The organism is Blastococcus sp. SYSU D01042 (assembly GCF_054050515.1).
The window spans coordinates 41,266-54,213 of record NZ_JBJGZM010000007.1 but is presented as its reverse complement, the minus strand read 5'-3'; the positions used below and the strand labels follow the sequence as shown (position 1 = coordinate 54,213).

At 74.5% G+C, this 12,948-nt stretch carries 12 protein-coding genes; 6 read left to right on the top strand and 6 right to left on the bottom strand.

All coding sequences use genetic code 11. The annotated features are described in order from the left end of the window. Positions 1-34: 34 nt before the first annotated feature. Positions 35-442 (bottom strand): RidA family protein, encoded by a 408-nt coding sequence (locus ACI79H_RS13885; protein WP_456554989.1) that lies wholly within the window; start codon positions 440-442, stop codon positions 35-37. 125 nt (positions 443-567) lie between these two features. Between ACI79H_RS13885 and ACI79H_RS13880 the strand changes: the two genes are divergently transcribed. Then, the gene (locus ACI79H_RS13880) at positions 568-1,464 is read left to right on the top strand and encodes an alpha/beta fold hydrolase (RefSeq protein WP_456554988.1); all 897 of its coding nucleotides are present in this window, start codon (positions 568-570) and stop codon (positions 1,462-1,464) included. Here ACI79H_RS13880 and ACI79H_RS13875 read toward each other — a convergent pair. The 5 genes from ACI79H_RS13875 to ACI79H_RS13855 are packed head-to-tail and all read right to left on the bottom strand — an operon-like array spanning position 1,427 to position 5,761. Then, positions 1,427-1,750: a hypothetical protein gene (locus tag ACI79H_RS13875; RefSeq protein ID WP_456554987.1), complete on the bottom strand. Its 324-nt coding sequence runs from the start codon at positions 1,748-1,750 to the stop codon at positions 1,427-1,429. The genes ACI79H_RS13880 and ACI79H_RS13875 overlap by 38 nt on opposite strands. A 23-nt stretch (positions 1,751-1,773) precedes the next feature. Further along, positions 1,774-2,544, bottom strand: a complete 771-nt coding sequence (locus tag ACI79H_RS13870; protein WP_456554986.1) for an SDR family NAD(P)-dependent oxidoreductase — start codon at positions 2,542-2,544, stop codon at positions 1,774-1,776. Between the two features lie 19 nt (positions 2,545-2,563). Continuing rightward, positions 2,564-4,201: an ABC-F family ATP-binding cassette domain-containing protein gene (locus tag ACI79H_RS13865; RefSeq protein ID WP_456554985.1), complete on the bottom strand. Its 1,638-nt coding sequence runs from the start codon at positions 4,199-4,201 to the stop codon at positions 2,564-2,566. Between the two features lie 35 nt (positions 4,202-4,236). Then, positions 4,237-5,277, bottom strand: a complete 1,041-nt coding sequence (locus ACI79H_RS13860; RefSeq protein ID WP_456554984.1) for an adenylate/guanylate cyclase domain-containing protein — start codon at positions 5,275-5,277, stop codon at positions 4,237-4,239. A 13-nt stretch (positions 5,278-5,290) separates the two neighbouring features. Next, positions 5,291-5,761, bottom strand: a complete 471-nt coding sequence (locus tag ACI79H_RS13855) for a universal stress protein (protein WP_456554983.1) — start codon at positions 5,759-5,761, stop codon at positions 5,291-5,293. Positions 5,762-5,851: 90 nt separating this feature from the next. Here ACI79H_RS13855 and ACI79H_RS13850 point away from each other — a divergent pair, with 90 nt between their 5' ends. The 5 genes from ACI79H_RS13850 (at position 5,852) to ACI79H_RS13830 (ending at position 12,915) form a co-directional block, all read left to right on the top strand. Then, positions 5,852-7,039 carry an MFS transporter gene (locus tag ACI79H_RS13850; protein WP_456554982.1) on the top strand — a complete coding sequence of 396 codons (1,188 nt, stop codon included), beginning with the start codon at positions 5,852-5,854 and terminating at the stop codon, positions 7,037-7,039. 125 nt (positions 7,040-7,164) lie between these two features. Next, the gene (locus ACI79H_RS13845; RefSeq protein WP_456554981.1) at positions 7,165-8,109 is read left to right on the top strand and encodes an ABC transporter ATP-binding protein; all 945 of its coding nucleotides are present in this window, start codon (positions 7,165-7,167) and stop codon (positions 8,107-8,109) included. Continuing rightward, entirely contained in the window at positions 8,106-8,861 is a 756-nt protein-coding gene (locus tag ACI79H_RS13840; RefSeq protein WP_456554980.1) for an ABC transporter permease, read from the top strand. The genes ACI79H_RS13845 and ACI79H_RS13840 overlap by 4 nt, the downstream gene beginning before the upstream one ends. 179 nt (positions 8,862-9,040) lie before the next feature. Continuing rightward, positions 9,041-12,730: a multifunctional oxoglutarate decarboxylase/oxoglutarate dehydrogenase thiamine pyrophosphate-binding subunit/dihydrolipoyllysine-residue succinyltransferase subunit gene (locus tag ACI79H_RS13835; protein WP_456554979.1), complete on the top strand. Its 3,690-nt coding sequence runs from the start codon at positions 9,041-9,043 to the stop codon at positions 12,728-12,730. A 2-nt stretch (positions 12,731-12,732) separates the two neighbouring features. Continuing rightward, the gene (locus ACI79H_RS13830) at positions 12,733-12,915 is read left to right on the top strand and encodes a DUF6104 family protein (protein WP_456554978.1); all 183 of its coding nucleotides are present in this window, start codon (positions 12,733-12,735) and stop codon (positions 12,913-12,915) included. Positions 12,916-12,948 lie beyond the last annotated feature (33 nt).

Here is a 12,948-nt window from a genome sequence, read left to right as displayed (position 1 = left end):
CTTCGTTCACCGCCGGTCCGCACCGGCTCCGCCGTCACGCGAGCACGGCGACCGCCTCGACCTCCACGAGCAGGTCCGGTTCACCCAGCCCCGCCACGCCCAGCAGGGTGATCGGCTTGCGCGGGTCGATGCCCAGCCGCTCGGCCGCCCGGCCCACGCCGGCCCCCAGGTCGCCCAGCTTGTCCGGCGACCAGTCGACGACGTGCACGGTCAGCTTCGCGACGTCGTCGAAGCCGCCCCCGACGGCCGCCAGCGCGGTGGCGACGTTGAGGTACGCCTGCTCCACCTGAGCGGCGAGGTCCCCGGGACCCACCGGGTTGCCGTCCGCGTCGCGGGCCACCTGACCGGAGAGGTAGACCGTGCGGCTGCCGGTGGCGACCGCGACCTGCACGTAGTGCTCGGGCTGCGGCAGGCCCTTTGGGTTGAGCAGCTGGATCGGCACGGTTCCTCCTCGGGGTCGCACCGCCGGTGCGGTGGCGAGACGGATCCGAGCACGGCCCACCGACAGTTCCGTCACCGAGCGGGGCAGTGACCGGCGTCTCACCCGGCTGCACTAGGTTCCGCGGCATGGAGAGCAGCGGCATCAAGACGATGACGGTCGGCGACGTGGAGCTGGCCTACGAGACCTTCGGCGACCCCTCGGCCACGCCCGTGCTGCTGGTCAGCGGCCTCGGCTCGCAGATGATCAGCTACGCCGACGAGCTGTGCGCCGGCCTCGCCGCGCGCGGCCTGTTCGTCGTCCGGTTCGACAACCGCGACGTCGGCCTGTCCACCCACCTGCACTCCGCCGGCCTCCCGCGCCTCGGCGACGTCCGCCGCGGGGACCGGTCGAGCGTCCACTACGAGCTGGCCGACATGGCGGCCGACACCGCCGGGCTCGTCGACGCGCTGGGGCTGGGCTCCGTGCACCTGGTCGGGGTGTCGATGGGCGGGATGATCGCCCAGCGGGTGGCCATCGACCACCCCGACCGCGTCCGCAGCCTGACCTCGATCATGTCGACGACCGGCGACCGGTCGGTGGGCGGCGCGACGGAGGCCGCCCAGGGCGTCCTGTACGCGCCGCCGGCCCAGGACCGCGACGGGGCGATCGCGCGCCAGCTCGAGACGTCGCGGGTCATCGGCTCCCCCGGCTTCCCGTTCGACGAGGAGGCGGTCCGCGCACGGGCCGCGCTCGCCTTCGACCGGGCGCACGACCCGGCCGGTGTCGCCCGGCAGATGGCCGCCATCGTCACGAGCCCCGACCGCACGGCCGACCTCGGCCGGGTGACCGTCCCCACCCTGGTGATCCACGGCTCGGACGACGCCCTGGTGAACGTCTCGGGCGGCCGGGCCACGGCCGCGGCGATCCCCGGCGCCGAGCTGGTCGTCATCGACGGCATGGGTCACGACCTGCCCCGTGCGCTCTGGGACGAGCTGACCGACCGCATCACCGCGCTGGTCGAGCGCGCCGAGGGCCGCAGCTAGCGCTGCGCCCGCGCACGCCGGAGACGACGAGCTCCGGGACGAACCCCGGCGCGCGCCCCGCGGCGCGCGCCGGGAAGTCGAGGACGCCGATCACCAGCTGCACCGGCGCCCGGTCCACCGCGTCCCCGAAGATCTCCGCGATGCAGAGCTCGCCGGAGTGCTCGGGCCGGTCCTCGAAGCCCGACATCCAGAACGCGCACGAGACGCGCAGGGGCTCCTCGTGCAGGTCCGGGCACCACAGCGGCTGCTCCGCCGGGATGGTCAGGTGCAGCTCCCCCGCCCGCACCGACCAGGCCGCCGCCGGGCGGCTCAGCTGGTGAGCATCCCGCCCTCGACCGGGATGGTCGTGCCGGTGACGTACCCGCCGGCGTCGCTCACCAGGAAGATCAGCGCCGCCGCGAGCTCCTCGGGGTGCCCCTTGCGGCCGACGAGGATGCGGGGCAGCTGGGAGTCGATGTACTCCTCGGGGTAGGCGTCGGTCATCTCCGAGACGAAGAAGCCGGGGGCCAGGGCGTTGACCCGGATGCCCTTGCGGCCGGTCCACTGCTGGGCGAGGTCCCGGGTCAGGCCGATGAGGCCGGCCTTGCTGGCGGCGTAGGCGGCCTGCGGCAGGCCGGCGGTGGTCAGGCCGAGCATGCTGGAGATGTTGACGATCGAGCTGCCCGGCTTCATGACGCGCCCGCAGGCCTGGGCCATCCAGTAGCAGCCGTTGAGGTTGACGTCGATCACCTGGCGGAACTGCTCGGGGGTCTCCCGGGTCGCCGGGTAGGCGGTGCCCACGCCGGCGTTGTTGACCAGGATGTCGACCCGGCCGAACTCGGCCATGGCGGCCTCGACCAGCGCCGTGCAGTCCTCGGGCACGGCGACGTCCGTGCGGACCGCGAGCGCCCGCCGGCCGGTCTCCTCGACCGCCCGCCGGGTGTCGGCCAGCCTGTCGGTCCGCCGCGCGCCGAGGACGACGTCGCAGCCGGCCTCGGCCAGCGCCCGCGCGAACACCGCCCCCAGGCCGGAGGAGGCCCCCGTGACGACGGCGACGCGGCCGTCGAGGCGGAACATGTCCAGGATCGTCCGGTCGCTCACGAGCCGAACCTAACGCAGCTCAGGCCTCCGCGACCTGCCCGGCGGTGACCTCCAGGCGCCGGGTGGTGCGCACCGCGTCCAGCATCCGCCGGTCGTGCGTGACCAGCAGCAGGGTGCCCTCGTAGGCACCGAGCGCCTGCTCGAGCTGCTCGATCGCCGGCAGGTCCAGGTGGTTGGTGGGCTCGTCGAGGACGAGCACGTTGACCCCGCGGGCCTGCAGCAGCGCCAGGGCGGCGCGGGTGCGCTCGCCCGGGGACAAGGTCCCGGCCGGTCGCAGGACGTGCTCGGCGGTGAGCCCGAACTTCGCCAGCAGGGTGCGGACCTCCGACGTCGGCCAGTCGGGGACCTCGGCGCCGAACGCGTCCAGCAGCCGCTCGGCACCCAGGAACAGCCCGCGCGCCTGGTCGATCTCCCCGATCCGCACCGCCGGGCCGAGGACGGACGTCCCCTCGTCCAGCGGCACCCGGCCGAGCAGCGCGGCGAGCAGGGTGGACTTCCCCGCGCCGTTCGCGCCGGTGATGGCCACCCGGTCGCCCCAGTCGACCTGCAGGTCCACCGGCCCGAGGGCGAAGCCGCCGCGGCGGACGACCGCCCCGCGCAGCGTGGCGACGACCGCACCGGCGCGGGGGGCGGCGGCGATCTCCATCCGCAGCTCCCACTCCTTGCGGGGCTCCTCGACGACGTCGAGCCGCTCGATCATCCGCTGCGTCTGCTTCGCCTTCGCGGCCTGCTTCTCCGACGAGGCCCGGTTGTGCGCCCTGATGTGCTTGTCGCCGTCCTTGGACTTCTTGATCGAGTCGCGGACGCCCTTGGCCATCCAGTTGCGCTGCATGCGGGCCCGCGCCTCGAGCCCGGCCTTCGTGTCGGCGAACTCCTCGTACTCCTCGCGCGCGTGCCGGCGCGCGACCTCCCGCTCGGTCAGGTACGCCTCGTAGCCGCCGTCGACGACGCGGACGAGCTGCTGGGCCAGGTCGAGCTCGACCACCCGGCTGACCGTGCGGGCGAGGAACTCGCGGTCGTGGCTCACCACGACGATGCCGGCGCGCGATCCGGCCACGAACCGCTCGAGCTGGTCGAGCCCGGCGAGGTCGAGGTCGTTCGTCGGCTCGTCCAGGAGCAGCAGGTCGTAGCGCGACAGCAGCAGCGAGGCCAGCCCCACCCGGGCCGCCTGCCCGCCCGAGAGCCCCGTCATCGCCGCGTCCAGGGCGACCCCCGGCGCGACCTCGTCGACGACCTCCGCGGCGCGCTCCTCGAGGTCGGCACCACCGAGCGCCAGCCAGCGCTCCAGGGCGTCGCCGTAGGCGTCGTCCGCGCCGTCCTCGCCCGCGGTCAGCCGCTCGGTCGCCGCGTCGAGCGCGGCCTGCGCTGCCGCGACACCGGTGCGGCGGGCCAGCGCGCCCAGCACGTCCTCGCCGGCCTGCCGCTCGTGCTCCTGCGGCAGGTAGCCCAGCGCGGCCGACGGCGGGCTGACCACGATGCTGCCGGACTCCGCCGGCAGCTCGCCGGCCAGCGTGCGCAGGAGGGTGGACTTCCCGGCGCCGTTCACGCCGACCAGCCCGACGACGTCACCCGGGGCGACGACGAGGTCGAGGTCGGCGAACAGCACGCGGGCGCCGTGACCGGCGGCCAGGCCGCGCGCGACGAGGGTGGCACTCACCGGTCCAGCCTCCCATCCGCACGGCCGGCGCCCGCTCACTCCGGGTCGAAGGCGTCCTCGTCGTAGCCGCTCTCGTCCGGGGCGTCGTCGGCCCGGCGCCGGCGGACCAGCCACGGCTGGAGGTGGTCGTAGCCGCGCACGGACACCCGGCGCAGCGGGCGCACCCGGTACTCCGGCAGGTCCCGGATGCGGTGGGCCAGCTCCCGGTCGACCAGGAAGGTGCCCGGCCGGGCGATCGAGGTCAGCCGGCTGGCCAGGTTCACGACGGGTGAGTAGATGTCGCCGAGCCGGGTCAGCACCGCGCCGAAGGCGGCGCCCACGCGGAGCAGCGGGCGCTCGGGTGCGGTCCAGGCGTCGGGCAGCGCCAGGCCGATCGCGGCGGCGTCGGCGGGGGCGGCGGTGAACAGCACGCCGTCGCCGACGGTCTTGACCACGCGGCCGTGGTGCCGGGCGATGACCGAGGCGGCGATGCTCTCGAAGTCCTCGACCATCGCGCCGAGCTCCCGGCCGCCCATCCCCCGGCTGCGCGAGGTGTAGCCGACCAGGTCGGCGAAGCCGACGGCGAGCTCTCGGCGGTCCCCCTGGCCGACGGCGGTGACCAGCCGGCCGGCGTTGGCGGCCAGGTGCCGGCGCCACACGTAGTCCTGGACCTGCCGCAGCCGGGGCAGCAGGGCCCGCGCCGCCTCGACCGCGTCGTCCGGGGAGACCGTCCGCCGGCCCGGGCCGGCGGCCCGGGCCAGGGAGTCGGCCAGCATGTCGGTCTGCCAGTCGGCCAGCCGGGACAGCGACTGCCCCATCGCCCGGGCGATCGACGCCTCCGTCCCGGGGTCGACGAAGCCGGAGTCGATCAGGGTGGACAGCACCCCCAGCGCCTCGATGTCGGCGTCGGTGAAGGCGACGTCGTCGTCGGCGGCGTCGGGGAAGCCCAGCGCCCGCCAGAGCCGCTGGGTCCGCTCCGGGGGGATCCCGGACATGGCTGCGACCTGCAGCCGGGTGTACCGGCGCGGTCCGTCGAGCAGCAGCCGCTCCAGCGCGTCCCGGGCGTCGGGGCCCTGCGCCGACCCGGGGTCGTCCATGCCGGCCCCTGGCTCAGCCGGTGGTGTGGACGACGAGGACGTCGCACGTGGAGCGCCGGGTGGCGTCCGCGGGCACCGAGCCGAGCAGCCGGCCCTTGATCCCGTTGAGGCCGCGGTTGCCGACGACGAGCAGGTCGGCGTCCTCGCGGCGCACGACGTCGAGCAGCGCCTCGACCGGCGAGCCCTGGACCGCGACGGTGCGCACGTTCGCCGCCCCGGCCGCGCCGGCCCGCTCGGCGGCGGTGCGCACGGTGTCCTCGGCCGGGTGCGAGCCCACGACCTGGTAGGCCTCGTCCCCGAGCACGTCCTGGGCGCGGGAGAGCTCGCGGTCGTCGGCCTCGGTGGGGAGGTAGGCGCAGGCGATGACCAGCGTCGCGCCGGTCGCCCCGGCGATGGCGCCGGCCCGGGCGACGGCCCGCAGGGACGACTCCGACCCGTCCGTGCCGACGACGACCGTGCGGTAGGCGTTCGCGCTGTCGCTCACGGCGCGCACTCTATGTGACCGTGTGCCGGGGGTCACCCGGGACCGCGGAGGGCCCGGACCCACCGCCCGAGCGAGGGAGGACGACGCCGCGTGCGCTCGACCAGCACCGACGTACCGCCGGCGCGGCTCCGCCGTGCGCGCGGGGCGGTCGGCGCGTGCTTCTTCGTCAACGCCGTCCTCTACGCCGACCTGGTGCCGCGGCTGCCCGAGCTGAAGGACGCGCTCGGGCTGAGCAACACCGCGCTGGGCACCGCGCTGGCCGCCCAGCCGCTCGGCGCGCTGCTCGCCGGGATCGCCGTCGCACCGCTCCTCGCCCGCGTCGGCTCGGCGCGGGTGGCCGGGGTCGGCCTGCCGGTGCTGGCCGCGGCGGTCTGGGCCGCGGCTGCGGCGCCGTCCTGGGGCGTGCTCGCCGGCGCGCTGCTCGTGGCGGGCGCGGTGGACGCCGCCGTCGACGTCGCCCAGAACGCCCAGGGGCTGCGCGTGCAGCGGGGCTACGGCCGCTCGATCATCAACGCCTTCCACGGCACCTGGAGCGTCGGCTCCCTGGCCGGCGGGTTGATCGGCGCGGCCGCCGCCGGGCTGGGGGTCCCGCTGCCGCTGCACCTCGGGGTCGTGGCCCTGGTCTTCGGACTGCCGGCCCTCCTCGGCGCCCGGCTGCTGCTCCCCGGCAGCGACGACGACGCGCCCGCCGCCGCCTCGCCGGCCGCCCCGTCCCGATCACGGGCGCGGACGGGCGCGGTGGCCGGCATCGCCGCGCTCGGCGCGCTGGCCGCGTGCGCGGTCGTCGTCGAGGACGCGGGCAGCTCGTGGAGCGCGCTCTACCTGCGGACCGAGCTGGGCGCGGCGCCCGCGGTGGCGGGGCTCGGCTTCGTCGCCCTGTCGCTGGCGATGACCGTCGGCCGGTTCACCGGCGACCGCGCCGTCGACCGGTTCGGCCGGCGTCGCGTGGTGCAGGCGGGCGGGGTGCTGTCCGCGGCCGGGTTGGGCGCGGCGCTGGCCGTGCCCTCGGTCCCGGCCACCCTGGCCGGCTTCGCGCTGGCCGGCCTCGGCGTCGCCACGCTGGTGCCGGCCGCCTACTCCGCCGCCGACGAGCTGCCCGGCCTGCGTCCGGGCCTCGGCCTGGCGGCGGTCAACGTGCTCCTGCGCATCGGCTTCCTGGTGGTCCCGCCGCTGATCGGCGCGATCGCCGACGCCTCGAGCCTGCGCGTCGCCCTGCTCGCCGTCGTCGCGGCAGGGCTGGGCACCGCCCTCCTGGCCCGCGCCCTCCCACCGGGCTGACCAGGGGCGCGCCGGGACCGCCGGCGGTTTCCGTCCGGACGCCCGGGTGCGGTTGGATGACCCGGTACCGGCCGACGACGAGGGAGCTCCCCATTTCCAGCGCATCGACCGCGGCGACCGGACCCGTGCGGGTCGAGGTGCGCGGCCTGACCAAGTCCTTCGGGGCCGTCCGGGCGGTGAGCGACCTCGGCTTCACCGTCGAGCCCGGCCAGGTGACCGGCTTCCTCGGCCCCAACGGTGCCGGCAAGACCACCAGCCTGCGCATGGTCCTGGGGCTCATCCGCCCCGACGCAGGCACCGCCACCTTCGACGGGGTGCCCTACGCGGCGCTGCCCGACCCGACGCGCGTCGTCGGCGCCGTGCTGGAGACCGCCTTCCACCCGGCGCGGTCCGGGCGCAACCACCTGCGGGTCTTCTGCCGGGCCGCCGGCCTGCCCGTCGGGCGCGCCGACGAGGTCCTGCGCCAGGTCGGCCTGACCGACGCCGGCGGCCGCCGCGCCGGCAGCTACTCCCTCGGCATGCGCCAGCGGCTCGCCCTGGCCACCGCCCTGCTGGGCGACCCGGCGGTGCTGGTGCTCGACGAGCCGGCCAACGGCCTGGACCCCGAGGGCATCCAGTGGCTGCGCGGCTTCCTGCGGCACCTCGCGCACGACCAGGGGCGCACCGTCCTGGTCTCCAGCCACCTGCTCTCCGAGGTCGAGCAGACCGTGGACCGCGTCGTCATCGTGGGCGCCGGCCGGCTGGTCCGCGAGGGGTCGATGGCCGACCTGCGGGCGGGTGCGGCCGGGGGCGGCACGGTGCTCGTGCGCAGCCCGGAGGCCGCCCGCCTGGCCGAGGTGCTGCGCGCCGAGGGCGTCGAGGTCGGCGCCGACGGCGACGGGTCGCTGACCGTCGCCGGGCGCACGGCCGCCGAGATCGGCTCCCGGGCCTTCGCCGCGGGCGTGGAGCTGCACGAGCTCCGCCCGCACACCAGCGGGCTCGAGGAGATCTACTTCCAGCTCACCGCCGGCCAGGAGCAGTTCTCCGCTCCCTCGGCCGGCGCCGCGGTGCCCACCGGAGGAACCCGATGACCGCCCTCGTCCGCGCGGAGTGGACCAAGCTCTTCACGACCAAGGTGTGGCTGGGCCTGCTGCTGGGCTCGGTGGTGATGGTCGCGGCCTTCACGGTCTTCTTCACCGCGTTCGCCGGTGAGCCGGAGAGCGGCCTGCCCGCCGTCGGTTCGCCGCTGTTCGACGACCTGATCCTCTCGACGGCGGCCAACGCCAACATCCTGTTCCTGATCCTGGGGATCATCGGGATGACCCAGGAGTACCGGCACCGGACGGCGACCCCGACGTTCCTCACCACGCCGCGCCGGGGGCGGGTGGTCATCGCCAAGCTGGTGGCCTACGCCCTGGCGGCCGCGGCGTTCGCGCTGGTGGTCGTGGTCGTCAACTACGTGGCGGCCGCCATCGCCGCCGGCGCCCGCGGCGCCGCGCCGGGCCTGACCGGCGACAACCTCGCGACCATGGGCAGCTCGCTGGTCGCGCTGGTCATCTACGCCGTCATCGGCGTGGGGCTGGGCGCGCTGATGCGCAACCAGGTGGGCGCGATCGTCGCCGGCCTGGTCTACCTGTTCGTCATCGAGCCGATCATCCGCTCGGTGCCGGCCACCGCCGGCGCCTACAAGTGGATGCCCGGCGGCGGCCTGGAGGCCCTCACCGCCACCTTCGAGGGGCCCGAGCTCCTCACCGCCTGGCAGGGCGGCCTCGTGCTGCTCGGCTACGGTCTGCTGGCGGCGCTGCTGGGCACCCTGCTCGCCGTCCGGCGGGACGTGGTCTGACCCGCCCGACGCCCCCGGCGGGGCCTCGACGACGCCCTCCGCCGCACCCGGTCCGCCACGCCCGACGGGCGTAGACTGCCCCCTCAGCCACGACGCCCCGAAGACGCAGCCCAGAGACGAAGAAGGCACTCGACCCCGTGTCAAGCGAGAACTCATCCCGGCCCTCCGCCCCCTCCCCGGTGACGGGATTCGGCACCAACGAGTGGCTGGTCGAGGAGATGTACCAGCAGTACCAGTCCGACCCCGGCAGCGTGGACCAGGCCTGGCACGAGTTCTTCGCCGACTACCGGCCCGGCAGCCCGCTCGAGACGGGCGGCCGCGAGAGCGCGCCGGCGCCCGCCGCCGCGGCGCCCGCACCGGCGAAGCCCGCCGCGCCGGCCGCCCCCGCGCGCCCGCAGCCGCAGGCCGCCCCGGCAGCTCCGGCCAGGGCCGCCGCGCCCGCCCCGGCGGCCGCTCCGGCCGAGCCGGCCGCACCGGCCAGGCCGGCGACGCCCGCCCCCGCCTCGGGCGCGCGCCAGTCGCCGCTGCGCGGCGCGGCCGCCGCGGTCGTGAAGAACATGAACGCCTCGCTCACCGTGCCGACGGCGACGAGCGTGCGCGCGGTGCCGGCGAAGCTGCTGGCCGACAACCGCATCGTCATCAACAACCACCTCAAGCGCGCCCGGGGCGGGAAGGTCTCCTTCACCCACCTCATCGGCTACGCGCTGGTGCGCGCGCTCGACGACTTCCCGAACATGAACAGCGCGTTCGCCGAGGTCGAGGGCAAGCCCACCCTGGTGCAGCCCGAGCACGTCAACTTCGGCCTGGCCATCGACCTGCCCAAGCCCGACGGCTCGCGGTCGCTCGTCGTCGCCTCGATCAAGAGCGCCGAGGAGATGGACTTCGCCCAGTTCTGGGGCGCGTACGAGGACATCATCCGCCGCGCGCGGAACAACAAGCTGACCATGGAGGACTTCTCCGGCACCACGATCAGCCTCACCAACCCCGGCACGATCGGCACCGTGCACTCGGTGCCGCGGCTGACCGCCGGGCAGGGCGCGATCATCGGCGTGGGGGCCATGGAGTACCCCGCCGAGTTCCAGGGGATGAGCCCCGAGGCGCTCACCGAGATGGGCATCTCGAAGACGATCACGCTCACCTCGACCTACGACCACCGGATCATCCAGGGCGCGGAGTCCGGCGACTTCCTGCGACGGCTGCACTCGCTGCTGCTCGGCGAGGACGGCTTCTACGACGACGTCTTCCGCTCGCTGCGCATCCCCTACGAGCCGGTCCGCTGGATGCCCGACGTCCGGGTCAGCCACGAGGGCCAGATCGACAAGGAGGCCCGCGTCGTCGAGGTCATCGAGGCCTACCGGCGCAACGGCCACCTCATGGCCGACACCGACCCGCTCGAGTTCAAGGTCCGCACCCACCCCGACCTGGACATCCGCGAGCACGGGCTGACGCTGTGGGACCTGGACCGCAAGTTCCCCGTCGGCGGCTTCGCCGGCGCGCGCATGATGCCGCTGCGCGACATCCTCGGCGTGCTGCGCAACTCCTACTGCCGCACCGTCGGCGTGGAGTACATGCACATCACCGACCCCGAGGAGCGCGCCTGGCTGCAGGAGCGCATCGAGGTCACCCACGAGCAGCCCGACCGCGAGAAGCAGAAGCACATCCTCGGCCGGCTCAACGCCGCCGAGGCCTTCGAGACCTTCCTGCAGACGAAGTACGTCGGGCAGAAGCGGTTCAGCCTCGAGGGCGGCGAGTCGGTCATCCCGATCCTCGACGAGGTGCTCATCGCCGGCACCGAGCACGGCCTCGACGAGGTCGCGATCGCCATGGCGCACCGCGGCCGGCTCAACGTGCTGGCCAACGTCCTGGGCAAGAGCTACGCGAAGATCTTCGGCGAGTTCGAGGGCAACATCGACCCCTCGACGGTGCAGGGCTCCGGCGACGTGAAGTACCACCTCGGCGCCGAGGGCACCTTCCAGAACCCGTTCAGCGACGGCGCCGAGATCGCCGTGTCCCTCGCCAGCAACCCCAGCCACCTCGAGACGGTCAACCCCGTCCTCGAGGGCATCGTGCGGGCCAAGCAGGACATGATCGACAAGGGCGAGCAGGGCTTCACCGTCCTGCCGGTCCTGCTGCACGGTGACTCCGCGTTCGCCGGTCAGGGCGTGATCCAGGAGACGCTGAACCTCTCCCAGCTGCGCGGCTACCGCACCGGCGGCACCGTGCACGTGGTCATCAACAACCAGGTCGGCTTCACCACCAGCCCTGCCGCTGCCCGGTCGACGCTCTACTCGACCGACGTCGCGCGCATGGTCAACGCGCCGATCTTCCACGTGAACGGCGACGACCCCGAGGCCTGCGTCCGGGTGGCCCGGCTGGCCGTCGAGTACCGGCAGGCGTTCAAGAAGGACGTCGTCGTCGACCTGGTCTGCTACCGGCGCCGCGGGCACAACGAGGGCGACGACCCCTCGATGACCCAGCCGCTGATGTACGACATCATCGACCGCAAGCGCTCGGTCCGGAAGCTGTACACCGAGGCGCTCGTCGGCCGCGGCGACATCACCCTCGAGGAGGCCGAGGAGGCCCTCAAGGACTACCGCGGCCAGCTGGAGCGGGCCTTCGCCGAGACGCACGACGCGAAGGACTCCTCCGGGCCCGAGCCGGTCATGGACCCGCGCACGGCGCAGGAGTCGGCGGTCGCCACCGCGATCACCCCCGAGGTGCTCAAGGCCATCGGCGACGCGCACGTCTCCTTCCCCACCGACTTCACCCCGCACCCGAAGCTGCAGAAGATGCTCGAGCGGCGCGCGGCGATGGTCACCGAGGGCGGGATCGACTGGGCGATGGGTGAGCTGCTCGCCTTCGGCTCGCTGCTCATGCAGGGCGTCCCGGTCCGGCTCGCCGGGCAGGACTCGCGGCGCGGCACCTTCGTGCAGCGGCACTCGGTGCTCATCGACCGCGAGAACGGCTCGGAGTACACCCCCCTGGCCAACCTCACCGACGAGCAGGCGAAGTTCTTCGTCTACGACTCGCTGCTCAGCGAGTACGCCGCGCTCGGCTTCGAGTACGGCTACTCGGTGGCCAACCCCGGGGCCCTGGTGCTCTGGGAGGCGCAGTTCGGCGACTTCGTCGACGGCGCGCAGATGGTCATCGACGAGTTCATCAGCTCCGGCGAAGCCAAGTGGGGCCAGCGCTCCGGCGTGGTCATGCTGCTGCCGCACGGCCTGGAGGGGCAGGGCCCCGACCACTCCAGCGGCCGCATCGAGCGCTTCCTGCAGCTCTCGGCGGAGAACAACATGACCGTCGCGAACTGCACCACGCCCGGCAACTACTTCCACCTCCTGCGCCGGCAGGCGCTCTCCGACGTGCACCGGCCGCTGGTCGTCTTCACGCCGAAGTCGCTGCTGCGGGCCAAGGTCGCGGTCAGCCCGGTCAGCGACTTCACCGACGAGGGCTTCCGTCCCGTCCTGCCCGACCCGGGCGTGAACGGGCAGCCGCTGGACGGCTCGGCCGTGCGCCGGGTGCTGCTCTGCAGCGGCAAGGTCGCCTACGACCTGATGGCCCAGCGGGAGTCCTCCGGGACCACCGACGTCGCCGTCGTCCGGGTCGAGCAGCTCTACCCGCTCCCGGCGCAGGAGATCGCCGCGGCGCTCGAGGGCTACCCGAACGCCACCGACGTGGTCTGGGTCCAGGAGGAGCCGGCGAACATGGGCGCCTGGCAGTTCATGGCCGTCAACCTGCCCGAGCACCTGCCCCAGGGCCGCACGCTCCGGCGGGTGGGCCGGCGGGCGTCGGCGAGCCCGGCGGTCGGCTCGGCGAAGGTGCACGACGTCGAGCAGCGCCAGCTGGTCGCCGAGGCCTTCGCGGACTGACCGTGTACTTCACCGACCGGGGCCTGGAGGAGCTGACGGCGCGGCGGGGCGAGGAGCAGGTCTCCCTCGCCTGGCTGGCCGACCAGCTGCAGGCCTTCGTCGACCAGCACCCCGACTTCGAGGTGCCTGTCGAGCGGCTGGCCACCTGGCTGGCCCGCGGCGGCACCGACGACGAGGACGACTGACCGACCCCGCCCGCTCATCCCTGACGAGATCGG